Source organism: Spirillospora sp. NPDC047279 (assembly GCF_040643285.1).
GTDB lineage: Bacteria > Actinomycetota > Actinomycetes > Streptosporangiales > Streptosporangiaceae > Spirillospora.
Window position 1 is genome coordinate 68,604 of record NZ_JBEYUA010000010.1, and the last position, 21,736, is coordinate 90,339.

General features: G+C 69.1%; 21 protein-coding genes and 1 tRNA gene. 9 read left to right on the forward strand and 13 right to left on the reverse strand.

Annotated features, from left to right (window positions below):
• The gene (locus ABZ810_RS25490; RefSeq protein ID WP_358407203.1) at positions 1-1,788 is read right to left on the reverse strand and encodes an ABC transporter ATP-binding protein; all 1,788 of its coding nucleotides are present in this window, start codon (positions 1,786-1,788) and stop codon (positions 1-3) included.
• Positions 1,789-1,908: 120 nt separating this feature from the next.
• Here ABZ810_RS25490 and ABZ810_RS25495 point away from each other — a divergent pair, with 120 nt between their 5' ends.
• Positions 1,909-2,538, forward strand: coding sequence for a helix-turn-helix domain-containing protein (locus ABZ810_RS25495; RefSeq protein ID WP_358407205.1), 630 nt, complete (start codon positions 1,909-1,911; stop codon positions 2,536-2,538).
• Positions 2,539-2,738: 200 nt separating this feature from the next.
• On the opposite strand, the gene ABZ810_RS25500 is transcribed toward ABZ810_RS25495, so the two are convergent.
• On the reverse strand, positions 2,739-4,178 hold the full coding sequence (locus ABZ810_RS25500) for a DUF2079 domain-containing protein (protein WP_358407207.1): 1,440 nt from the start codon (positions 4,176-4,178) through the stop codon (positions 2,739-2,741).
• A 225-nt stretch (positions 4,179-4,403) separates the two neighbouring features.
• Here ABZ810_RS25500 and ABZ810_RS25505 point away from each other — a divergent pair, with 225 nt between their 5' ends.
• Entirely contained in the window at positions 4,404-5,255 is an 852-nt protein-coding gene (locus ABZ810_RS25505; protein WP_358407210.1) for a neutral zinc metallopeptidase, read from the forward strand.
• Between the two features lie 18 nt (positions 5,256-5,273).
• Positions 5,274-5,573 carry a type II toxin-antitoxin system VapB family antitoxin gene (locus tag ABZ810_RS25510; protein WP_358407212.1) on the forward strand — a complete coding sequence of 100 codons (300 nt, stop codon included), beginning with the start codon at positions 5,274-5,276 and terminating at the stop codon, positions 5,571-5,573.
• An 807-nt stretch (positions 5,574-6,380) separates the two neighbouring features.
• Here ABZ810_RS25510 and ABZ810_RS25515 read toward each other — a convergent pair.
• From ABZ810_RS25515 to upp, 7 genes are all read right to left on the reverse strand, one after another.
• On the reverse strand, positions 6,381-7,616 hold the full coding sequence (locus ABZ810_RS25515) for an MFS transporter (protein ID WP_358407215.1): 1,236 nt from the start codon (positions 7,614-7,616) through the stop codon (positions 6,381-6,383).
• Between the two features lie 280 nt (positions 7,617-7,896).
• Complete coding sequence (locus ABZ810_RS25520; RefSeq protein ID WP_358407217.1) at positions 7,897-8,598, reverse strand: FadR/GntR family transcriptional regulator; 702 nt, start codon at positions 8,596-8,598, stop codon at positions 7,897-7,899.
• 203 nt (positions 8,599-8,801) lie between these two features.
• On the reverse strand, positions 8,802-10,196 hold the full coding sequence (locus ABZ810_RS25525) for a helix-turn-helix domain-containing protein (protein WP_358407219.1): 1,395 nt from the start codon (positions 10,194-10,196) through the stop codon (positions 8,802-8,804).
• A 167-nt stretch (positions 10,197-10,363) separates the two neighbouring features.
• Positions 10,364-10,891, reverse strand: a complete 528-nt coding sequence (locus ABZ810_RS25530; protein WP_358407220.1) for a PH domain-containing protein — start codon at positions 10,889-10,891, stop codon at positions 10,364-10,366.
• A 7-nt stretch (positions 10,892-10,898) separates the two neighbouring features.
• Complete coding sequence (locus tag ABZ810_RS25535; RefSeq protein ID WP_358407223.1) at positions 10,899-11,057, reverse strand: hypothetical protein; 159 nt, start codon at positions 11,055-11,057, stop codon at positions 10,899-10,901.
• 76 nt (positions 11,058-11,133) lie between these two features.
• The gene (locus tag ABZ810_RS25540; protein WP_358407224.1) at positions 11,134-11,394 is read right to left on the reverse strand and encodes a hypothetical protein; all 261 of its coding nucleotides are present in this window, start codon (positions 11,392-11,394) and stop codon (positions 11,134-11,136) included.
• A gap of 345 nt (positions 11,395-11,739) precedes the next feature.
• Positions 11,740-12,378, reverse strand: coding sequence for a uracil phosphoribosyltransferase (gene upp, locus ABZ810_RS25545; RefSeq protein WP_358407226.1), 639 nt, complete (start codon positions 12,376-12,378; stop codon positions 11,740-11,742).
• Between the two features lie 83 nt (positions 12,379-12,461).
• Between upp and ABZ810_RS25550 the strand changes: the two genes are divergently transcribed.
• From ABZ810_RS25550 to ABZ810_RS25570, 5 genes are all read left to right on the forward strand, one after another.
• Positions 12,462-12,944, forward strand: coding sequence for a hypothetical protein (locus ABZ810_RS25550; protein WP_358407228.1), 483 nt, complete (start codon positions 12,462-12,464; stop codon positions 12,942-12,944).
• A 151-nt stretch (positions 12,945-13,095) separates the two neighbouring features.
• Positions 13,096-13,581, forward strand: a complete 486-nt coding sequence (locus ABZ810_RS25555; protein WP_358407230.1) for a tRNA adenosine deaminase-associated protein — start codon at positions 13,096-13,098, stop codon at positions 13,579-13,581.
• 89 nt (positions 13,582-13,670) lie between these two features.
• The gene (locus ABZ810_RS25560) at positions 13,671-14,108 is read left to right on the forward strand and encodes a hypothetical protein (protein WP_358407233.1); all 438 of its coding nucleotides are present in this window, start codon (positions 13,671-13,673) and stop codon (positions 14,106-14,108) included.
• Positions 14,109-14,142: 34 nt separating this feature from the next.
• On the forward strand, positions 14,143-14,580 hold the full coding sequence (gene tadA / locus ABZ810_RS25565) for a tRNA adenosine(34) deaminase TadA (RefSeq protein ID WP_358407849.1): 438 nt from the start codon (positions 14,143-14,145) through the stop codon (positions 14,578-14,580).
• Positions 14,581-14,590: 10 nt separating this feature from the next.
• Positions 14,591-14,678, forward strand: a tRNA-Ser gene (locus ABZ810_RS25570).
• 367 nt (positions 14,679-15,045) lie between these two features.
• Here the strand turns inward: ABZ810_RS25570 and ABZ810_RS25575 are convergent.
• On the reverse strand, positions 15,046-17,067 hold the full coding sequence (locus ABZ810_RS25575) for a KedN5 family methylcobalamin-dependent radical SAM C-methyltransferase (RefSeq protein WP_358407234.1): 2,022 nt from the start codon (positions 17,065-17,067) through the stop codon (positions 15,046-15,048).
• Positions 17,068-17,487: 420 nt separating this feature from the next.
• Positions 17,488-18,507: a methyltransferase gene (locus ABZ810_RS25580; RefSeq protein WP_358407236.1), complete on the reverse strand. Its 1,020-nt coding sequence runs from the start codon at positions 18,505-18,507 to the stop codon at positions 17,488-17,490.
• A gap of 300 nt (positions 18,508-18,807) precedes the next feature.
• On the opposite strand from ABZ810_RS25580, the gene ABZ810_RS25585 reads away from it, so the two are divergent.
• Positions 18,808-19,542, forward strand: a complete 735-nt coding sequence (locus ABZ810_RS25585; RefSeq protein ID WP_358407239.1) for a class I SAM-dependent methyltransferase — start codon at positions 18,808-18,810, stop codon at positions 19,540-19,542.
• A gap of 201 nt (positions 19,543-19,743) precedes the next feature.
• Here the strand turns inward: ABZ810_RS25585 and ABZ810_RS25590 are convergent, their stop codons facing one another.
• Positions 19,744-20,067 (reverse strand): helix-turn-helix domain-containing protein, encoded by a 324-nt coding sequence (locus ABZ810_RS25590; protein WP_358407240.1) that lies wholly within the window; start codon positions 20,065-20,067, stop codon positions 19,744-19,746.
• Entirely contained in the window at positions 20,064-21,554 is a 1,491-nt protein-coding gene (locus ABZ810_RS25595; RefSeq protein ID WP_358407242.1) for an MFS transporter, read from the reverse strand. Before ABZ810_RS25595 ends, ABZ810_RS25590 begins: the two co-directional genes overlap by 4 nt.
• Positions 21,555-21,736: the final 182 nt, after the last annotated feature.

Below are 21,736 nucleotides of genomic sequence, written 5' to 3' on the forward strand. Positions count from 1 at the left end.
CTACTCGTCTCCTCGGTGGGATCGCCAGAACGCGGCGAACGGGCCGTCGCCGGCCAGGAGGTCCGCGGGCGCGCCGCGCTCAACGATCACCCCGTCCTCCAGCATGACGACGGTGTCGGCGTCGGCGATGGTCTCCAGCCGGTGGGCGATGACCAGGATCGTCCGGTCGCCGCGCAGGCTCGCCAGTGCGTGGCGCACCGCCCGTTCGGTCATCGGATCGGCGAACGCGGTCGCCTCGTCCAGCACCAGGACGGGGGTGTCGGCCAGCAGCGCGCGGGCGAGCGCGAGGCGCTGCGCCTCGCCGCCCGACAGCCCGGCCTCCTCCCCGATCACCGTGTCGTAGCCGTGCGGCAACTCCAGGATCCGGTCGTGAACGCCCGCCAGCCGGGCGGCGCGGACCACCTGATCGCGGTCGGCGTGCGGGACCGCCAGCGCGATGTTGTCGGCCACCGGGGCGCGCAGCAACCGCACGTCCTGGAAGACGAAGGAGACCGCTTGGTAGAGCCGGCGACCGCCGACCTCCCGCAGGTCGGCACCGCCCAGGGTGATCGTGCCGTGTGTCGGGTCGAAGAACCTGGGCAGCAGCTGGACGAGTGTGGATTTGCCGCTGCCGGACGGTCCGACGAGCGCGGTGACCGTGCCCGGCTCGAGCACCAGGTCGATCCCCCGCAGCACCTCGCGGCCGTCGTCGTACCCGAACCGGACGTCCCGTAGCTCCACCCGGTGGCCCCGCGGCGCGATCGGACGTTCCGGCTCCGGCAGCGATCGCACCGCGAGCACGTCCTTGATCCGGCCGACCGCGCGCCCGGCGGCCTGCATGTCGTCGAAGCCGTGGCCGAGCGCCGCGACCGGGGCGGTCAGCCCCAGGCCGAGCAGCAGGAACGGCAGCAGGTCGGCGGGATCCATCCCGCCTCTCGTGATCAGGACCGTGCCGCCGACCAGCACGACCAGCAGCACGAACGGCGGTGACAGGGCCACCTGCATCCCGGCGGCGACGGGGGAAAGGCCCCGCACCCAGCGCAGGAACGTGTCGGCGAAGTCGTCCACCGCCGTGAGGAACCTGCGGTGCGCGCGGTCGCCTCCGCCGAACGCCTTGACCACCGCGATGCCCTGGACGAACTCCACGACCGAATCGGCGATCCGGCCCATGGCCGCGTCGAACTCGTTCTGCTCGCGCTGCCGGGTCGGGGTCATCATCAGCGGGACCAGCGCCACCGCCAGCAGAACCGGGACCAGGGTGATCAGGGTGAGCCGCCAGTCGACGGCGAACAGATAGACCAGCGACACCAGCGGCACCACGAACGCCGACACGAGCTCGCCGGGCGCGTGGGCGATGAACGGATGCACCGCGCTCACGTCCTCGCCCACCACCTTGGCCAGCTCGCCCGTCCGGCGCCGGGAGAACCAGCCGATCGGCACGCGCCCCAGGCGCCCGGCCAGCCGCCGGCGGAACGACAGTTGCACCTGGCCGTCGAGCAGGTGCCCGAGCCCTGACGAGGCGGCCGTGAACAGCAGCCGGACGAACAGGCCCACCGCACCCGCGATCACCACGAACCAGACCTGACCGTGATCGATCGGGCCGGACGACAACAACGCGCGCCCCAGCTCGACCACCGCCAGCAGCGGCGCCAAGCCCGCGACGGCACCGAAGACCTGCAGGACGACCACGGCGGCGAAGCTCCAGGCATGGGGGCGCAGGAGCGCCGCCAGGCTCTGTTCCTCAGTGGAACCGGTATCCGGTGGCGGGGCGGACTGCTCCCTCGCCTCGGCGAGGTCGGTGATGGTCATCGTTCCCCCGTTGAGAAAGTCACTATCTCTAGCAAGTGACTCTATGAATCTAATTGCAGACAGTCAATGTCTGATCGACAGTGACATGCTCTGGATAGTGACTGCCTGTAGGCTGATCACATGAGCGGACTTCGCGAGCGCTGGCGGCTCAAGGCCATGCACACCATCCAGGAACGCGCCCTCGATCTGTTCGACGAGAAGGGCTTCGGCGCCGTCACGATCGAGGAGATCGCGGCCGCGGCCGAGGTCTCGCCTTCGACGGTCTACCGCCTCTTCGGCACGAAGGAGGGGATCGTCGTCGTCGACGAGTTCGACACCATGAGCGCGGAGGAGCTCGACGAGATCGTGGACCCCCGCGACCCCATCGGCAGCCTGCTCCGAGCCGTCCGCGCCGACGAGGCCGCACCCGAGCGCTCGTTCGGCTCCCAGGACGCGGGCGACGACGCTCCGGCCGGCAAAGGCCCGTGGCGCAGGGTCCGCTACCACTTCACCGAACCGTCGGTGCGCATGGCCGCCTGCGCCTCGGCCGACCGCACGAGCCAGCGGCTCACACCACTGGTCGCCTCGACCGGACAGCTGAGCGAGACCCAGGCTCGGGTGGCCACCAACGCCCTGGTCTTCGGCTACTTCGCCGCCCTCGAACAGTGGTACCTCGACGGCGGTGACCGCCCTATCTCCGACTACGTCGAGGAGGGCTTGCGCCCGCTACGCGCCATCTGGCCGTCCTCGGACCACGAAGATCCCGCGTAGTCCCGATCCGACGGCCTACTACAGGGGCACCAAGTAGTCGACGGACGACTACGTCGACGTGCGCTGACAAGGATCGAGGGGCGGCACCCGCGCGGGTGCCGCCCCTCGGCACGTCCAGGAGCCGGGTGAGGGCGCGGTCGCCAACGATCGGTCCAGGCCTGGCGCCTTCCCTCGTTCAGGGTCGCTGGAGCCATCCGCGTTCAGGGTGAGGTGCGCTGGAGGATCCAGAAGCCCGTGTCGTGGGCGACGACCTTGTAGGTGGCGGTCGGGTGGAGGACGCGGGCGTAGTCGATCAGAGACTCGGCGTTCTGGCCGGCGTCGTGATAGGCGATGTAGTCGGGTACGAGGCCCGCGGTGTTGCCGACCCAGAGGACCCTGCACCTGCCCGTGAGGTGGGCGATGGGGCGGACGTTCGCCTCCACGCTGGCGCCGTCCGGGATCACCGAGAGCGCCCGTTCGCCGCCCTTGGCGGTGGGCGTGGAGGTGTAGGTCGCGGTCTGGAAGAGGATGGCCAGCGGGCGGGTCGTGGTGAGCGCGAGCGCGACGGCCAGGGCGAGGAACGGCAGGTGGTAGGCGTAGGAGCGCTGCCAGAGCCGGGACGAGAAGCGGGTGCGGGCGATCGCGTCCACGAGCGCCAGGCTGACGATGGGCATCAGGACGGCGTCGTAGTGCCAGGCCGTGCCCCAGTGGCTCGGCTCCTGGGAGGCGAACCGCCAGGCGAGCGTCGGCACGGCGGCGATCAGGAGCGGTGAGCGGAGCGCGAGCAGGCCCGTCGTCGGCACCAGGATCCACAGGACGGTCCGCGACTTCTCACCGAGGCCGTTGAGGACGGCGGTGCCCGGCGTGCTGTTCTCCGGATCGAGCTTGGACCAGTAGTCGTAGCCGCCGCCCGCGTTGAACGCCGGAATGATCACTCCCACGGTGAGCAGGAAGCCCAGGACTCCGACGCCCGCGACGGCCAGGCCGAGACGGACGGCGGAACGGTCCACGGGCCAGGCGCGGATCACCACGATCAGGGCCAGCGCGGCGACGGTCAGGCCGAGGTCCTCCTTGACCAGCAGGAGCGGGATCGCCCAGAGCAGGGCCGTCCGCCAGCGCCGCAGCAGGACGGCCTCGAGGGACAGCGCGATCAGCGGGACCGCGAAGCAGATCTCGTGGAAGTCGAAGTCGATCGCGCCCTGGACGCCCCAGGACAGGCCGAACGCGGCTCCGACGGCGATCCCGCGGGCACGTCCCAGCAGGTGGGCGGCGACGCGGGTGACGGGGATCACGGAACCGGCGAACAGCAGCGCCTGCGCCACGAGCAGCGTCACCGGTGTGGGGAAGAGCCGGTAGAACGGGGCGATCAGCATCAGGATCGGGCTGAAGTGGTCACCCAGAATGGCGAAACCGGGCCCCTTCAGATCGGCCACCGGCGCCTCGAGGTGCGCGTACGAGCGCACGACCTGCTCGAAGATCCCCAGGTCCCACGAGCGCGACTCCATCTGGACGAAGCGCGACACCGACAACACGGCGTAGGCGACGAAGAACAGAACCGCCAGCACGTACGGGTCGAGCCGCGGCCTGTCACGAGGGTCGAACCGTGAACGCCTCGCCTCCGGTGCCTCGTCGACGGCGACCGCGGTCTCGGCGTACGTCATGAACGCGCCCGGGACGGCTCGGGAACGGCGGGGACGGACATCGGCGGGGGAACTCCTCGAACTCCTGAGCGGACATATCACGGTATGACAGGAGTGAGGCTTTTAGGGCGTCCGAATCGTGGGGGCGCAGGACCGTCACGCAGCGTTAGCCATGGCCCTGAGCAGGGAAAGCCCGTCTACGGGGGACGTGGGCGGCAGGCAGCGCGTCCAGAGGGGAACGCCGGCATGGACTTCAGGGACGACGCTGAGCTCGACAGCTCCCAGGTGGAGGACACGCGCGGCCGTGGCGTACCCAAGGGCGGCCTGGCGATCGGCGGCGGCGCCGTCGGTATCCTCGCGCTGGTCGTCGGACTCTTCTTCGGCATCGACATCACCGGCGGTAACGACCAGCCCGCGCAGCAGACGGGCTCCGGCACCGACCTCGCCGCCAAATGCCGTACGGGGGCGGACGCCGACCAGTCCGAGGACTGCCGGATCGTCGGAACGGTCAACAGCATCCAGAGCTACTGGAAGCAGACCCTGAACGGCTACACGCCGGCCAAGACCCAGCTCTTCAGCCAGGCCACGCAGACGGCCTGCGGCTACGCCACCTCGGACGTAGGACCCTTCTATTGCCCCGGTGACAGGAAGGTCTATCTCGACCTCAACTTCTTCAACCAGCTCCAGCAGCAGTTCGGCGCCGAGGGCGGCCCGTTCGCCCAGGCGTACGTGGTCGGCCACGAGTACGGGCACCACGTCCAAAACCTCCTCGGCACCCTCGGCAAGTCCAGGTCGAGCGCTCGAGGCGCCGAGAGCGGCGCCGTGCGCGTGGAGCTCCAGGCCGACTGCTACGCGGGCGCCTGGGCCAAGAACGCGGTCTCCACGGGCTTCCTCGAGCAGCTCACCGACACCGACGTCCGGCAGGCCCTCAGCGCCGCCGAGGCGGTCGGCGACGACAGCATCCAGCGCCGCACCCAGGGGTACGTCCAGCCCGACGGATTCACCCACGGGACCTCCGAACAGCGGCGCAAATGGTTCACCACCGGCTACCAGTCCGGCGACCCGCGTCAATGCGATACCTTCTCGGGTTCCATCTGACCCCGTAAACTCGGAGGCGTGATCTTTAAGGCGGTTGGCGAAGGGCGGCCCTATCCCGAGCACGGACTCTCGTCCCGGGACTGGGCCAAGATCCCGCCGCGCCAGGTCCGGCTCGACCAGCTCGTCAGCACCAAACGCGAGCTCGACCTGCAGTCGCTGCTGGCCAAGGACTCCACCTTCTACGGCGACCTGTTCCCGCACGTCGTCCAGTGGAACGGCGAGCTCTACCTGGAGGACGGCCTCCACCGAGCCCTCCGCGCGGCCCTCCACCAACGCCTCGTCCTCCACGCCCGAGTCCTGGACCTGGACTCCGCCTGACCGCTCCCCCAGCCGCGCGCTCACACCTGCCTGCCCGCAGCAAAGAGCCCACTGGTCTGTAGGCCTGACGTTCACACCTGCACGTACACGCGCCAGACCACCACGCAACTGCTCGGGCACGCCAGGCTGCCATGCCTGCCCGTAGGGCATATCTGCCCGCAAAAGCCCCCTGCCGCTGCCTACGCACCTGCCCGACAGCGCGGCTGCCTGCTTGCGCCGTCGCGTGCTGCGCATGTGCCTGGCTGCGCGGCTCACTGCCAGCGCGTCCACCCACGGCGCACCTGCCTGCTGGCGCGGCGGCCAGCTGGCGTAACTGGCTGTTGGCACGGCCGGCGGACGGCGAGCGCGACAGATGTACGCGACGGGCGTACGCAGCGGACGGACGTGGCGAACGTACGCGGCAGACGGACGCGACGAACAAGCGCGGCGGACGAGCGCGGCGGACGAGCGCGGCGGACGAGCGCGGCGGGTGGACGCAGCGGGCAGACGTAACGCGCAGGCGCAGCGGGCCGGGCGTGATGGGCAGGTGAAGCAGACGTACGCGGCAGACGTACGCGGCAGACGAGCACGCCGCGCAAGCGCGGCGGACGTACGTGGCGGATGGACGCGGCGGGCAGGCGTGACGCGCGGGCGCGGCGAGCGGGCGTGATGAGCAGGCGTGATGGGCAGGTGCAGCAGACGAGCATGATGGGCGAGCGCGAGGGGAGCGCGGCGGGCGGGTGTGATGGGCGGGTGGGTTGGGGCGGGTGGGGTTGGCGCAGGGCTGGTAAGGGGGCCTGTCTTGCGGCCGGGGGTGGAGTGGGGTGGTTAGCGGGCGTTGGCGGGGGTGGGGGTTGGGGTGGGGATGTCTTTGGGTTCGATGATGTGCTCCAGGTGGCCTTCGGGGTGGGTGCGGGAGGGGCGGACGAAGCCGGGGCGGGCGGCCATCAGGCCGAAGATGGCTTCGGGGACGACCAGGGCGAGCAGGAGGATCAGGGAGAGTTCCCAGCCGCCGGTGACGCTGTGGAGGACGCCGACGGCCAGCGGGCCGAAGCCGGCGAGGAGGTAGCCGCCGGTCTGGGCCATGCCCGAGAGGCGGGCGGCCACCGCGGGGGTTGGGGAACGGAGGCTGAGGAGCGTGTAGGCCAGCGGGAACGCGCTGCCGGTGGCGAGGCCGAGGACGGTCACCCAGAGCCAGCCCGCTTCCGGGGCGAGCAGCATGCCGATCAGGCCGGCCACCATGGCGGCGGCGACGCCGACGACGAGGAGGCGCTGGTCACGCAGGCGTGCGGCCAGCACCGGGACCACGAAGCCCAGCGGGATACCGATGATCATCATGGAGGAGACCATCATCCCGGCCGTGGCGGGGGCGAAGCCGTGGTCCTGCATGATCACGGGCAGCCAGGACATGAGGACGTAGAACATCAGCGACGCCATGCCCATGAAGATCGCCACCGACCAGGCCAGCGGGGAACGCAGCAGCGAGCCCGGCTCGGAGGTCGCGGGCGTGCTCGCGGCGGGCTCGCGGGTGCGGCGGCCGCGGAGGGCGATGGGTCCCCACACGAGGGCGGCGATCAGGGACGGGACGGCCCACACGGCCAGGGCGAGCCGCCAGCCGCCGGCGTTGTCCAGGGGAACGGCGAGGCCCGCGGCGATGGCGCCGCTGACGGCCATGAGCATCATGGCGAGCCCGGTGAGGGAGCCGACCCGGTCGGCGAAGTAGCGCTTGATGATCGCGGGCATGAGCACGTTCCCCATCGCGATGCCCGCTCCGGCGAGGACGGTGCCGGCGAAGAGCGCGACCGAGGACGGGACGACTCGGACCACGATCCCGGCGGTGATCATGAAGAGCGAGCCGGTGATGGCGACCTCGGTGCCGAGACGGCGCGCCAGCACGGGCGCCACCGAGGCGAAGACGCCGAGGCACAACACGGGCAGCGTGGTGAGAACGCTCACCTCGACGCCGGACAGCCCGAACGTGTCCTGGAGGTCGCCGAGCATCGGCGAGATGCCGGTGATGGCGGCCCGCAGGTTGAGGGTCAGGAGGACCAGTCCGGCGAGCATCCAGAACAAGGTCGGTCGGCTGAATCGTGCGGAGGTACTCATATCGCCTTCGGGTCGTGCGCGTACATATGCGGGGCAAGCTGGGAGAACTGGGCGGCCAGGGCGGGCGCCCCAGCGGGCGCCGCTCGTCCGTCCGGGGCCGTTCTGGCGGATGATTTCGCCTGTCCGGGCGTCGGCCTGACGCCTGCTGTGACGACCGGGCCCGGTGCGGCGCCGGGGCGCCGGCCTTGGGAACGCCGGCCGCGGGAGATCAGGCCGGGGCGCCGAAGCGGCTCCGTGGTCAGACGGGAGCCGGTACGGCGTCGGCGGGCGGGCGTTCGGTCGAGCGGAGGATCTCGTCCAGGCAGGAGTGGGTCGCCTGGGCCGCGGCCGTGGCGTCGCCGGCCCGGATCGCGTCGGCGATCGGGGCGTGCGGGATGTCGGCGTGCTGGAGGAGGTTGCCTGCGGCGCCGATGCTGGCCCGGAGCGCGACGCTGAAGTCGCGGTAGAGGTCGGTGAGCACCTGGTTGTGCGTGGCCTCGACGACGACCGTGTGGAACGCCAGGTCGGCCTCGACGAACGCGGCGTGGTCTCCGCCCGCCCAGGTGGCGTCCCGGCGGGCCAGCGCCTCGTCGATCGCGGCGATGTCGGCCTCGGTGCGGCGGACGGCGGCGAGCCGCGCGGCCTCGACCTCGAGCCCGCGCCGGACCTCGAGGATCTCGATGAGCTCGGCGGTCTCCAGCCTGCGCCGCACCGCGCCGGACAGCTCGCTGGTGGCCCGTACGTAGGTGCCGTCGCCCTGACGGCATTCCAGCAGGCCGGCGTGGGTGAGCGCGCGGACCGCCTCGCGGACGGTGTTGCGGCCCACGCCGAGGCTCTCGGAGAGCACCGGCTCCGGCGGGATCTTGGCGCCGACGGCCCACACCCCGGTGGCGATCTCGTCTCGCAACTGGTCGATCACCTGCTCGACCAGCGACGAACGCCGGGCTGTGCGCAGCGTCATGATCCCCCCTCTGCTCCGGAAAGGATGGCGGCCGCTGACCTCCGGTCAGCCAATCATCCCATGTCTCCATGTTAGGACCATGAAACCCGTGCTTGTATTCCCGACCCTGACATATCCCCAGGTCACAGGCCCCACCATGTGAGCAAGCCCATAGCCCCGCACCCGGTGAGGGTGCGGGGCCACGGCTCGAACCGGCCGCTAGGTCAGACTCTGGGCAGGTCGCAGGCGGCCGCCTGCGGCCGTGAAGGGCGGAGGCCGACGGCCTCCAGGGCCTGCCGGTAGGCGTTGGCGGCGGCCTCGGGCTCCGTGGCCGCCTCGAAGAGCTCGCCGAGCTCCCGGTAGATGTGCGCGGCCGGACGGCCGGGCGGAATCCCGTCCATCTGGCCGCCCGCCGAGTTGAGCACCACCAGGGCGGCGGCGCCGTCGTCCTGGGCGATGCGGGCGCGAGCCAGCACCAGGCGTGCCTGGACGGTCTTGCGGAGGCGCGCGGCGAGGTCGTCGCCCGGCTCGGGGGCGGGCACGGCCTCGGGCGCGGACAGCGCCAGGCCGGTGTCGAGGAACTCCTCGAGCGAGGAGATCGCCGCTTCCGGCTCGCCGACGAGAACGAGCGCGCGGGCCCGTTCGATGGTGCTCTCGGTGGCCTCCGCGCCCTCCAGGACGGACGTTCCGCCCAGCAGGTCGAGGGCCTCCGCGGCGGCGACGCGTTCGGGCTCGGCCACCGTGCCGGCGCTGAACGGCGTCACGCCGCGCAGCAGGGCCCGGGCGGCGGCCAGGTTGAGCAGGGCCTGGGCGCGTACCGGCGCACCGCCGCGGACGGCCAGCGCCTGGTCGGCCAGGTAGAGCGAGTCGCCGACGGCGCCCTCCTCGAGCGCCCGGGAACTCGCCAGCCGGTAGCGCGTGCTGGGCTGCCCGGACGCGGCCTCGTCGGACGCCAGCAGGCGGCGGCCCAGCGCGTGCGCACGTTCGGGGTCGGATCGGTCCACATAGGCGAGCAGCAGGATCCGCCCCGCCTCGGTGTACTCCTGCCCGACGGTGAGGCCGAGGTGCTGCAGGCGCGCCAGCGCCCGCTCGCCCAGCGCGATCGCCTGACCGAGGTCACCGACCGTGTGGTAGCAGCGGGCCAGCGCGATGACCGGCGGCAGCCAGCTGGCCCGGCCCGGGTCGCGCTCGGCCTGCTCGCGCAACTCCTCGAAGAGCGCGATGGCGGCCTCGGTGCGGCCCAGCTCCTCGAGCGCGCGGGCTCGGCCCCACCGGGCGCGGGAGGTCAGGTCGGGGTCGTCACTGCGGGCGAGAACCTCGTCGAACGCGGTCTCGGCGCCCGCGGGGTCGCCATCGAGGAGGGCGAGATGTGCATGCCTCTCCCGTACCTCGAGATGGGCGCGCTGCTCTGGTTCGACGCCTTCCGCGAGGTACTCGGGAGTACACCCGAGCCTTTCCGCGAGCATGCGAAGAACGGTCGGGGTGGGCGTCCTCTTGCCCGACTCGATCAAAGATATATAGCTGTCTGAGAGGTCGTGACCAGCGAGCTGTGCCTGCGAGAGGCGTCTGGTCAGCCGCAGGTTGCGGACACGCTCGCCGACGTTGCCTGGACCCGGCATGTGGACTCACTTAGCGGAAGTAATCAGGCGGCTGGGGTGCCGACATGATTGCACATTGCGGGTTATCGCACATCGAGAGTAACGAAGCGGTAAGAAAAGTGATCACCTCTGGCCCGCCGCGAACGGCCGTACACGAGGCGTCCGGAGGAGGGACGCGCGAGGTGCGATCAGTCGTCGGAGGGGTTCTTGTTGGGGAAGATCATCTCGCAGACCTCAAGATAGAGCTGCTCGGGATACGGCAGATAGGGAACGGCCGAAAGCGCCTGATCCTGACCGGCCGACTCCAGCACGAACTCGCCGTAGCCGAGCATCCGGCCCGCGATCGTGCGCTTGAAGCTCATGTCGGTGACCTTGGCCAGCGGCATCATCGCGACCTTGCGCGTGATGAGGCCCGTGGTCAGCAACATGCGCTGGTTGGTGATCACGAAGTAGTCGACCGACCACTCCGCCACCCGCCACACGAACCAGGCCAGCAGGATCAGCCAGCCCCACCAGATCCAGGTGATGACCGAGCCGGCGTCGCTGGCGACGGTGTTGCTCAGCACACCGGCGACGATCAACCCGCCGAGGACCAGGCCGACCGGCACCATCAGCACCGCGGGGTGCCGGCGCACGGTGATGACCTGCGTCTCGTGCGGGAGAAGGTATTTGTTTACCGACGCCGGCGCGGAGTCACCGGGCGTCACGAGTCTCATGTGTACCTCAGCCGAGTGCGGTGACGAAGGACGCCAGTGAATCGGCGGCGTTGGCAAGGCCGTTCGCCGCGTTGTTCACCGACTGTGCCGCCCCTTGGGGCTGCTTGAACACGTAGAACGCGACGAAGGCCACGGCGACCCATGTGACGTACTTCTTCGCGGGCAAGACAGCCTCCCGGACCACGATGACCCACCGACCCCAGGTCAGTTTTGCACAGCCGCGATCCTCGACAAAGCAAGGGCTATGGCGCGTTGCCCAGACTCGTGCGCGTGGCGTGCCGAAGCTTCTCCGCCGCCACGACGGCGAGAACCTGCAGGTGCTTGCGTGCGATCCGTTCGACCAGGTCGGGCGCGGCGGCCCCGGTGACCTCCTCGGCACCGTGCCTGGCGGCCGCGACACACCGTGAAACAGTCTCCGTCGCGTGAACACCGGCGAACTCCGCGGTAAGGCGTTCGTCGATCTCCTCGTAGCCGGGCAGTTCGCCATCCCCTTGGTGAGCCATCACGCTTCCTCGAGCCTCGCTCACGCCGCCCCGGTCCAACGGTCCCCTGTGCCGGGGTGACGGAGGGGAACGATCATTGACGTTCCGTAGCAGCTTATTACCCAGGGTGACACGCGGGCGAACATCCGCTCACGAAGCGCGACGATCAGTGCGAGCCGGATCAAGCCCGTGCGGCGGCCGATCCGGAAAACCCGGACGAACGGCCGGAATCGAGGCCCGGCCATGTCTCGTGGCCTTGCAGGCTGGGAACGTACGCCACGTACAGAGGCCGGAACGCTCCGTACAGGCGTCAGAACGCGCAGGACGCGCCGTGGCTGCCCGCTCGCACCCCGGACGCCCCCGCGGTCAGACGACGCCGTAGAGGCGGTCTCCAGCGTCTCCGAGGCCGGGAAGGATGAAGCCCTGCTCGTTGAGGTGGGAGTCGACCGCGGCGGTGACCACGCGAATCGGTACCCGCGTGCCGGCGAACGCCTGCTCCATGTACTTCAGGCCCTCGGGGGCGGCCAGCAGGCAGAGCGCGGTGACGTCGTTCGCGCCCCGGTCGAGCAGCAGCTGGATCGCCGCCGCGAGCGTGCCGCCGGTCGCCAGCATCGGGTCCAGGACGTAGCACTGGCGGCCCGAGAGGTCGTCGGGCAGGCGCGTCGCGTACGTCTGGGCCTGCAGCGTGCCCTCGTCCCGGATCATGCCGAGGAACCCGACCTCGGCGGTCGGCAGCAGGCGGGTCATCCCGTCGAGCATGCCGAGGCCGGCGCGCAGGATGGGCACCACGAGCGGCTTGGGACTGGCGAGCTGGACCCCCTGCGCCGGCTCCAGCGGCGTCTGCACGGTGGCCTCAACGACGCGCACGTCACGGGTGGCCTCGTACGCCAGCAGCGTCACCAGCTCGTCGGCCAGGCGACGGAACGTCGGCGAGTCGGTTCGCACGTCCCGCAACGTCGTGAGCTTGTGCGCGACGAGCGGGTGATCCACGGCGAGGGTCTGCATGCGCTCACGGTAGCCCACAGGGGATGGCCTGCCATGTGGTACCCAGGAGGATACGAGTCACCTGAGCTGGGCAGTATGCCGGTATGAACCGAGATCGCGATACAAAGCCGAACCATACGACCGCGGCACGAGATACGTCCCCGTCCCCACCTGCGGAAACGGGGGCGGAGCCGGACACCGCGGAGACCTCCGAGGCGGAGGGCCTCTCGGCGAGCAGGGCCGCGGACGCCATTCCGGTCGTCCTCGACCCGTTCGTCCTGCGGCTCGTGCCCACCGCCCGGCACGCCCGCCCCGCCGGGTCCGGGCACCCGGCCGCGTCGTTCACCGGCGCCGCGCCCTCGTCCGCCGACGACCGGGACTCCCTGCCCCAGGCCGACGGCGCTCCCTCCCCGGCCGGTGACGAACCGATAACCCAGGAGCAGGTACGCGATCACCTGCGCCGCCGCGCGATCTTCCTGCGCGAGCTGGCCGAGGCGCGCGAGCTGCGCGAGCGCGTGACCCCTCACAGGTCGCGGCGGGCGCGCATCCACGCGGCGTTGCGGCACCGTACTTTCCGCCTGAACTGAGCCTGATCAAGTAGGTTCGTTCCGCAGCGCTCGGACCAGCGCTGTGGCCCACCCGACCGGACGGCCATGTCGCCAGTTTGCGGGTGGGGTACGCGAGGGCGCGCCGCATCTGGGAGCATTCCCTGGCAGGAACCGCGCCGGTGGGGTGGAAATGACGGATGTGGACGCGACGGATTTCGCCGTCGTGGTGTATCGGGAAGACGAACGCTGGGAGGCCGAGATCCTCCCGGTGGCGCTGACCGAGGACCTGACGGGACTGATCCACGCGCTGCGTCAGCAGCCAAGCCTCGGAGGCACGATCGGGCTCGTCTCGGTCGGCGACGACTTCTTCGTGGGGATCCGGCTGCTGGGCGACGAGGTGATGGTCTTCCTCTCCGACGTCACCGCCTCGGTGGACTGGCCGCTCGCCGGCCAGGTGCTCGACTACCTCGACATCCCGATCCCCGAGGACGAGGAACTCGACCAGGTGCTGCCCGTCGGCGACATGTCGATCTTCGCCGACCTGGGGCTGGACGAGATGGAGCTGGGCGCGATCTCCGGCGACCTCGAGCTCTACCCGGACGAGATGTTGCTGAGCATCGCCGGCCGGCTCGGCTTCGCCCAGCCCTTCGAAAGGGCGCTCGACGCCATCGCCTGACGCCGGATCCGGCAACGATCTCGCCATGTCCGGCGGAACTGGACAAACAAGGGTGTGTCCGCGGCAACCCGTTGGGTCACAATAAGCACGTGTCTTACTTCGCCGCCGTCTTCGCCCAGACTCCGCACGGCTGGCTCGGCACCGAGGCCGTGCTCGCCGAGGCCGAGAGCGTCGACGACGTCGCCGACCTGATGCGCGAGGCGGCCGTCGAGTCCTACGGAGATCCCGTGCTCCTCCTCATCGAGGAGAACGACGAGTGGTTCGCGGTCGTCCGCCTCGACGGCGAGGACGACCCGCGCGCCTATGTCTCCGCCGCCCGCGAGGACGGCCTGGGAGGGCTGTTCCACCAGCTGGTCGGCGACGTGCCCGACGGCGACGCCGCCGGCGACCCCGAGCTGCTCGAGGACCTCGGCGTCGACGGCAAGCGGCTCAGCGACCTCGGCGAGCGCGCGCTGCCCGGCGACGCCCTCCTGACCGTCGCCGAGATCGCGGGTTTCGGCGAGCAGTTCGACCGGCTCCGTGACTGACCTCACCCCTCCCGAGGAGGAGTACGCGCCCGCGATGCGCCTGGCGCTCGCCGAGGCCCGGCTGGCGTACGAGGCTGACGAGATCCCCGTCGGCGCCGTCGTTCTCGGCCCGTCCGGCGAGGTGATCGGCACCGGCCACAACGACCGCGAACGTTCCGCCGACCCCACCGGCCACGCCGAGATCATCGCCCTGCGCGCGGCCGCCGCCTCCCTGGGCGGCTGGCGCCTCTCCGGCTGCACCCTCGTCGTCACCCTCGAACCCTGCACGATGTGCGCCGGCGCCTCCGTCCAGGCCCGCGTCGACCGCGTCGTCTACGGCGCCATCGACCCCAAGGCCGGCGCCGTCGGCTCCCTCTGGGACGTCGTCCGCGACCGCCGCCTCAACCACCGCCCCGAGGTCATCGCCGAAGTCCTCGCCGCCGATTGCGCGGCCCTGCTCACCGAGTTCTTCCAGCACCGCAGAGTCGGGTAGGCTCTCCCGCGGTGGTGTCGCCTAGTGGACGAGGGCGCACGCCTCGAAAGCGTGTGAAGTGCAAGCTTCCGTGGGTTCGAATCCCACCACCACCGCCACCCAACTGGCCCGTACCAGGGCAAACGCTATGAGGGCGGGACCACTTGGTCCCGCCCTCAGCGCTTTTAGTCTCCGTTCTAGTCCCAGTTGCCGTTCCTAGGCCGCCCCTTGGCTCCCCTCGGGGACGTCGTCGTGGTCCTCGGCGAACTCCCACAGGAGACCCGCCACACCCGCTCCTACCTACGCCGCTGCATCCGCGCGGTCATTCCAGGTCAGGAGGGTTGGCCGGGGCCGGGCAGCCGGAAACAGCCGTCACGGCTCAGCCGATGAGCAGTTGTCAGAGGCCGCTGGGAAGGGCGCGAATGCGCCGACCACAGCGGCCCGACACGGGAACGACAGGCTCCCGGCGCGGCTGACGTGCTCGCGTCACGAGCAACCGCCCTTGCTCGCGACGACCGCCAGGTAGGTCCTCGACTCGCGCTCGTCCTCCTCGAACACGGCTTCCTCGTCCATGACGACCGCCGGTTCGGAGGCCGCGACCTGCTCCTGGGTCTGGCCCATGAAGTAGACGATCTCCTCGTGGTTGGTGGTCCCGGCGAAGTGTTCGAACCCCGCCTTGTAGTAGAGGTCGATCGTGGTCTTGCGCGGTGAGAGGTCCGGCTCGCGCTCGGCGCGGAGCGCCGCGAGGATCTCCGGAACGGGGTAGCGCAACGTGACGCCGGACCGCAGGTGGTACATCTCGCCTCGGATCCCGATCAGCGGCGGCAGTTCCCGCTCCTCGGGACGCTCGTCGTCGTCGCGCTGATAGACCGGCATGGTCAGCAGGTCGTACCGGAAGATCTCGTCGAGCAATCCGGCGGTCTCCGCCGGCAGAAGGGGACGCATCGACTCCGACCACCACCGCCTCAGCAGGCGCTTGCCGTCGCCCATTCCGTACAGGTAGCTGAGCGCCTGACCGTAGGCGTCCTGGTCGGCGGCCACCAGTTCCATCGCGGTCATCAGAGGCGCCGCGGCGGGATCGTCGGTTCGTTCCACCCACGTCTCGAAGTTGCGCAGCACCTCGGACTGGGTCATCCCACCGAGGACGAGGGCCGGCAGCCAGATGTGACGCAACACGGTGTACTCCGCCATCAGCCGGGCCCAGCGAAGGAAGCGCTGCATGCGCTGGTTCTCATCGAACGTCATAGTGTCGTGGCTGAGGACGTACTCGAAGTCGTCGGTGTCACCGCGCACCGAGACGATCCCGTACTCCGCCTTCTTCTCCACGTAGTCGGTGTTGGGGAGCATCAGGAGCGGATAGACCGCGATACGCGAGACCTTGTGAGCGAGCCGGTCGTATCCTTCGAGGAACGACTCGATCGTCTCTCCCGGGGCGCCCCAGATGAGCTCGGCGTAACATTCGAGCCCTTCCTTGCCGAGCCAGGCCGCCAGGTCCTCCCATTCGTTCACCCGCATATTCTTCCGGTTCATGTGCCGCAGCGCGGAGTCGTTCAGCGTCTGCAGGGCGAGGGTGAAGGAGCTGCGCAGTCCGGCCCGGGTCATCTTGCGCACGATGGAGTAGAAGACCTTGGACTTGTTCTTGGCCCACGAGGTCTCCAGGGCCCGGGGATAGCCGTACCGTTCGCGGATCTCGACCAGGTCGTCGACGAACTCCTCGTCTATCGGCAGCAGGCCGAAGTTGGCGTCGCACAACGCGATCGTGTGAACGCCGAGCTTGGCGAACAGCTCGAGTTCGGCCCGGAGGCGCTCCCGGGAGAACGCACGGACACGCTGACCGATCGCCCCGCCCCAGTAGCAGAAGGAACATTTGTACGGGCAGCCCCGGTTGGTCTCCATGATGGCGACGTCATAACGGAAACGCCCGTTCTCATCGGTGAGATCGATCGCACCCGTGAGCACCGGAGACGGAACGATGTCCAGGTCGTCGATCCGGTCTCGCAGCTGGGTGGTGACGGTGTGACCGGACGGGTCCTGGAACGAGATTCCGGTGATGTCGCCCAGGTCGTGTCTGGACCGTCCGTCCAGGTAGGCGTTGACGAGGTCCCTAAAGACGAGCTCTCCCTCTCCGTTGACGATGATGTCGACGGCGGGGTACATGCCGAAGACCCGTTCGGCCTGATGCGCCACGTGCGTTCCGCCGAAGATGACCCAGCCATCGGGGTTGAGCTGTTTGAACGTCTCGGCAAGCGCGCCGAACGAGCGGTAGTTCCAGCCGAGCACCGAACACGCCAGAACCGCGGGCGGCCCGTTGCGGAAGAGATCGGCGGCCATCACCGGAAGCGGTATCGCACCCCGATAGTTGCAGATCTTGATCTCCGCCCTGGTGGCGACCCGCTCGTCGGCACAGGCATAGGACTTGAGATATCCCGCGGCCAGTGGCATGGACTCCAGCGGCATCTCCCAGACGCCCTGCTGCAGAATGTAAATCGGAACCCGGCCAGTGGTCATGCGGCTCTCCAGGGGAATCTGTCGCCGTCACTCAGCGCATGTCGTCCTGCATTTGCCTCATCATCCATTTGGTCGTTAAATAGGCGCTAGACCCGCCTCGGTCGCCTGGTTGCCGATTCGCCCCTTGGTGGCATTCAGGTCACCGGTTCTGGGGCGCGACCGTGCGCGGCCGCCAGTGGGTGATTTCCGCGCGTCGTCAGGCGGGAATGCCGAGCAGGCCATCCGCCCCTCGGCAATGGAAAGTGGCAAAGGCGGGTCCGTGCTATGGATTCGCCGGGTGCCCACCATCGGCAGAGCCTCGAAGTTTCCCACCTCGTCGCGCCTGGCATAATCTGCAGGGCGCGCTCGCTTCTCTGGCGGCGCGGCGGATCGAGTGACCACAGGATCGTGCGGCGTGCGCCACCGGACGGCCCGGCGCCTTCAGCACACGGTGAGTTTCATGATGGTCCATTCGCCCACGCGGATGATGGACTCCTCGGACAGGCCGGCCTCGCCGGCGAGGTCGCGTACCTGAGCCCTGGTGCGTTCCCTGCCGCCGAAGTACACCAGCATCCGCAGATCGGTGGCGGTATCGGCTTGCGCTTGCTCATCGGTGGCGAACTCGTCCACCACGAAGACCTTCCCGCCCGGTCCGGCGGCCTCGGCGCACCGGCCCAGAATGGTCCGGACGTCCGCGTCGCACCAGTCGCTTTGGACCCGCGACAATATGTAGCCACCGGCGCCCCGGGGGAGCAGATCGAAGAAGCTGCCCACGATCGTCTGCGCCCGGTCGTCCAGCCCCGCCTCACGGATGGTCTGCGAGGCGCGCGCCGCCGCACGGTCGACAAGGGTTCCCCGCAGGCCGGGGTGAGCCCGCAGCAAGGTGACCAGCAGCGTGCCGTCCCCGCCGCCGACGTCCACCACGTCGCCGAGCGCCCCCCAGTCGTAGGCTTTCGCGACCTTGTCGCCGTCGAACACGATCTGCTGGGCCGCCAGTGCGTAGAGCTCGTCATCCCACGACGACTCGTCGCTGAGATCCTGCCAGAAAGTGGTTCCGTAATGACGGTGATAAGCGACTTCGCCTGTCCGGACCGTGTCGAGCAGTCGTACGAACGACAATTCGGCCCGGCCTATCGCGGTCTTCATGTCCAGCCAAGGCGGCCGACCCGAGCCGCCGTTCAGGTGCAGGCGGTCGTCCATGCGCAGCTGTTCGCCCACACCCGTCAGTCCGTAACGGCCCGTTCCATCTTTCGTCAGGATACCGGCCCCCACCAGATGAAGGAGAACTCGGTTCAGAGCGTCCGCGTCCGTATCCGTTTCGGCGGCCAACTGTTCCGCGGTCTGGAGACCGGCGGTGATGTGGTCGGCGATGCCCAGAGTGGCCGCCACCCGGATCGTCATCGGCGTGACCAGATCGGCGATCTCCAGGAGCGTTCTGCCGTTACCCGGCTCACTGGTCATTTGATCTCCCTGAATGGTTGATCGTTCGTGCTGCGCGATAAGGCCTGGTTCATGCTAGGTCGCCGGTTCATTTCCGCTCTAGGGACATCGCCGTCCTCAGGTGACACGTCCTCCAGGAGCCGGGCCACACCCCTACCACGTCGGCCTTTCTGCTCAGGTCGAAGGGCTGGTTCGGCCCGTACAGGCCAGCGATGATGAACCCCGGAAACCGCCGGAGCCGGCCGGCTCAGACCATTCCAAGAGCACGAAGGGCTGCCCGACCATGGGAGAGCCGTACGAGACCGGTGGAGGTGAGCCTTCATGACCGAGTGGGCCGCCCTGGACGGTGAAGGGCGCGTCGACCTGATCGTGGCCGCCTTGGCCCGGCTCGTCGCCGACGGTGATTCGGTCCTGGAACTGGGCGTCGAGTCGGGCAGGGTCGCCGTCGGCCTGGCGGCCGCCGGGCGGAACGTCACGGTGATCGATCCCCGGGCCGAGATACTGGACTCGTTGCAGGACAGGGCCCGGGAGGCCGGCTGCTCTCTGTCGACGATCCTCGGCGACCTTCGTGACTTCCAAAGCGGCCCCCACGAACTGATCTACTCACTGTGCAGCAGAATGCTCGAACTGGTGAGCCAGGACGACCAGGTGGCATGTTTCGCCAATGTCAGCCAGGCGCTCGGGGACGGCGGCGTCTTTCTCATCGAGACGCCCCTGCCGCCCTCACCACATGACCAGGTCGTGTCCATCGATCTCGCCGACGGCGATGTGGTGGTGCTCCTGGAGAGTTATGACCAGGTCACCCAACTCTACTCACGGGCCCGTCTGGCGGGCCGCGGAGAGAATGTGCGGATCAGCCATCGTCAGCTGCGGTACACATCGCTGGCCGAGTTCGACCTGATGGCGCGGTTGGCCGGACTCGACCTCAAAGCGCGTTGGGGGACCTGGTCCGCAGATCCTGTCAATCGGTTCAGTCGTTACGTCGTGTCTCTCTACACACTGAGCCTGAATCCGCCGCGTGACTTCAGATGGGAGTCCGGTGCCTGTCCGGCTTGAGGGCTCCTGCCGGTCGGTCGTTCGTCTGCTGGGGAGCTTTACGGTCGTTCGTCTGCGGGGGAGCTTTGCGGGAGCGGGGCGGTACGGCTGGGGCGGAGAGACGGTCGGTCGGCGGGCTGATGGCCGCGTACCGGTTCTTTCGGTGGCGGGTCGGCGCCTGCCGGGCCTTGGCCTGCCAAATCGGGTGTGCCGGATCGTTCGCTAGCCCGCTCGCTGACCTCTGAGATCCGGATCCATGGCCGTGGTGATCGCGAGGTTCAGCTCCGAACAGAAGCCGGCGATGGCTTTTCCCCGCGGCGTGAGCGAATAGTAGACGCGTACCGGTGACGTCGTGGCGTGCACCTTGCGATAGACGAGCTTCTTGTGTACGAGCGGCTGCAGCACGCGCGCCAACTGCTTGTTGTCGGCGCCGACTGCCCGGGCCAGGTCGTTATGCGACCGAATTCCCTTGGTGAGCTCATTCATCACCGGCAGGGTCCAGCGTCGTGATATCAGGCGTAGCATGTCTTCCACCTTGGGATTCATTGCCAATACTTCTTCCTGTCTGTGGTTGGGGGCTCTTCGCAGTTCGGTTCTGTTCGAATAAAAGTCATGTCCAATTCCCTCTCTATCGGCTGATCTGACGGGTGGCCGGCTGGATGAAGCGGCTCCGGATCCGTTCTGCGGAGATAAGGGGCCAGAACGAGGCCCGACACGATGACGAGTACTCCGAACGCGGCGATGACCGGACCGGCGTCGAAAGCGGCTGTCAGCGCACCGGCGGCGAATATGGTCAGCGCCTGCCCGGTGAGCATGCCGGTGCTGAGGAGTCCGAACGCCTGGCCCCTGGCGTGCTCCGGCAGTGCTTTGAGGAAACGCGCCTGAAGCCCCACGCCGTAGCCGAGTCCGGCCGAACTGATCCCGATGAACGCGACGGCGAGGGCGAGGGCGGGGCGAAGGGCGAACACCGTCATCATGCAGCCGGTCATGAGCACCAGGGGAAGGACCAGGCGTTCGGCCCACGCACCGGCGAGCCGGCCGACCAGGAGATTGCCGACGAGCATCCCGGTGGTGATCGCGGTGAACATCAGTCCGGCCGAGCTCCTGCCCATGCCGGCGGTGTACGCGATCACGGCGCCCTCGGCGCTCACGGCGAGCGAGCAGGGCACCAGTTGTGCCAGCAGGAGTCCGCGTACCCGCTGGTCGACCAGCAGCGCCTTGTTGACGCCCCAGGTAGCTCTCGGGGCCGACAGGCGGAACCTGCTGAGCGGCGACGGCACGTCGGGTCCGCCGGTGCCGGGCAGCCCGCGCCGCCGTGAGCCCACCCCGGCGTTCCGCAGGCCGACCCAGGAGCCGCCGGCCGCGACCAGGCAGACGACCGCCGCGATGATCAGCACTCCGCCGGGGCTCAGCGTGACGAGCAACAGTCCGGCGGCCCCGTGGCCGACGATCTGGGCCGCGCCCGCCGAGGCGGTGAACAGGGCCCGGCCGGACACGTAGTCGCGGCCGTCGAGCATGGTGGTCAGCGACGAGGCCGCGCTGCCCTCCGCGACGGGGCCGAATACGCCGGTCGCCACGGCCAGAACCAGAATGATCGGTACGGGGAGGACCGAGAGGGGCAGTAGGCAGATGACGGCGAAACGGAACAGGTGGGTTCCGGTGATGATCAGCTGTGCGGAAAATGCGTCGGCCACCGACAGCAGCAACATCCCGCCCACCAGGTAGGCGAGTATTCCCCCCATGTACGCGCCGACGGCCAGCAGCGGAGAACCGGTGCGCTCGAACACCAGCAAAGAGAGCGCCAGGGCCTTCATTGTCTCGGTGACGATTAGCAGCGATCTGCTGACGAACAGCGCGCGGAATGGATGGACGGAAAAGAGTTCCCGATAGCCCTGCCGATCCGAGTCCGAGATCGCTCTCATGCGATCATCTTTCATGGGTTCGTTGACGGGCAGCCAGACTTTCGAGGACGATGGAAAGATGCTGCGGATAGACGTCAACCCCCAAGATCTGGCCGTCAGCAGGTTCGCCATATCACCAGCGAGTGAGACCTGCCGCGCGCTGGACATTCTCAGCGGTTACCGCAGCGACTCCGCCCTGAAGTCATGGTCGAGCCGTACCCGGGATCGGTTCAAGGATCTGTGCAGGCGGATTCCGCAGGTTCGCGCACTGGCCAGTCTCGGACAGACCAGTGGGTATCATCCGGACTTCCTCG

Coding starts and splice junctions, on each gene's coding strand:
- ABZ810_RS25555 (WP_358407230.1), top strand. CDS start 13,096: ATGACGGATGTGGACGCGACGGATTTCGCCGTCGTGGTGTATCGGGAA.
- ABZ810_RS25520 (WP_358407217.1), bottom strand. CDS start 8,598: ATGACGCTGCGCACAGCCCGGCGTTCGTCGCTGGTCGAGCAGGTGATC.
- ABZ810_RS25495 (WP_358407205.1), top strand. CDS start 1,909: ATGAGCGGACTTCGCGAGCGCTGGCGGCTCAAGGCCATGCACACCATC.
- ABZ810_RS25505 (WP_358407210.1), top strand. CDS start 4,404: ATGGACTTCAGGGACGACGCTGAGCTCGACAGCTCCCAGGTGGAGGAC.
- ABZ810_RS25515 (WP_358407215.1), bottom strand. CDS start 7,616: ATGCTCGCCGGACTGGTCCTCCTGACCCTCAACCTGCGGGCCGCCATC.
- ABZ810_RS25530 (WP_358407220.1), bottom strand. CDS start 10,891: ATGAGACTCGTGACGCCCGGTGACTCCGCGCCGGCGTCGGTAAACAAA.
- ABZ810_RS25585 (WP_358407239.1), top strand. CDS start 18,808: ATGACCGAGTGGGCCGCCCTGGACGGTGAAGGGCGCGTCGACCTGATC.
- ABZ810_RS25525 (WP_358407219.1), bottom strand. CDS start 10,196: ATGCCGGGTCCAGGCAACGTCGGCGAGCGTGTCCGCAACCTGCGGCTG.
- ABZ810_RS25575 (WP_358407234.1), bottom strand. CDS start 17,067: ATGACCACTGGCCGGGTTCCGATTTACATTCTGCAGCAGGGCGTCTGG.
- ABZ810_RS25590 (WP_358407240.1), bottom strand. CDS start 20,067: ATGAATCCCAAGGTGGAAGACATGCTACGCCTGATATCACGACGCTGG.
- ABZ810_RS25550 (WP_358407228.1), top strand. CDS start 12,462: ATGAACCGAGATCGCGATACAAAGCCGAACCATACGACCGCGGCACGA.
- ABZ810_RS25540 (WP_358407224.1), bottom strand. CDS start 11,394: ATGGCTCACCAAGGGGATGGCGAACTGCCCGGCTACGAGGAGATCGAC.
- upp (WP_358407226.1), bottom strand. CDS start 12,378: ATGCAGACCCTCGCCGTGGATCACCCGCTCGTCGCGCACAAGCTCACG.
- ABZ810_RS25595 (WP_358407242.1), bottom strand. CDS start 21,554: ATGGCGAACCTGCTGACGGCCAGATCTTGGGGGTTGACGTCTATCCGC.
- tadA (WP_358407849.1), top strand. CDS start 14,143: ATGCGCCTGGCGCTCGCCGAGGCCCGGCTGGCGTACGAGGCTGACGAG.
- ABZ810_RS25490 (WP_358407203.1), bottom strand. CDS start 1,788: ATGACCATCACCGACCTCGCCGAGGCGAGGGAGCAGTCCGCCCCGCCA.
- ABZ810_RS25580 (WP_358407236.1), bottom strand. CDS start 18,507: ATGACCAGTGAGCCGGGTAACGGCAGAACGCTCCTGGAGATCGCCGAT.
- ABZ810_RS25500 (WP_358407207.1), bottom strand. CDS start 4,178: ATGACGTACGCCGAGACCGCGGTCGCCGTCGACGAGGCACCGGAGGCG.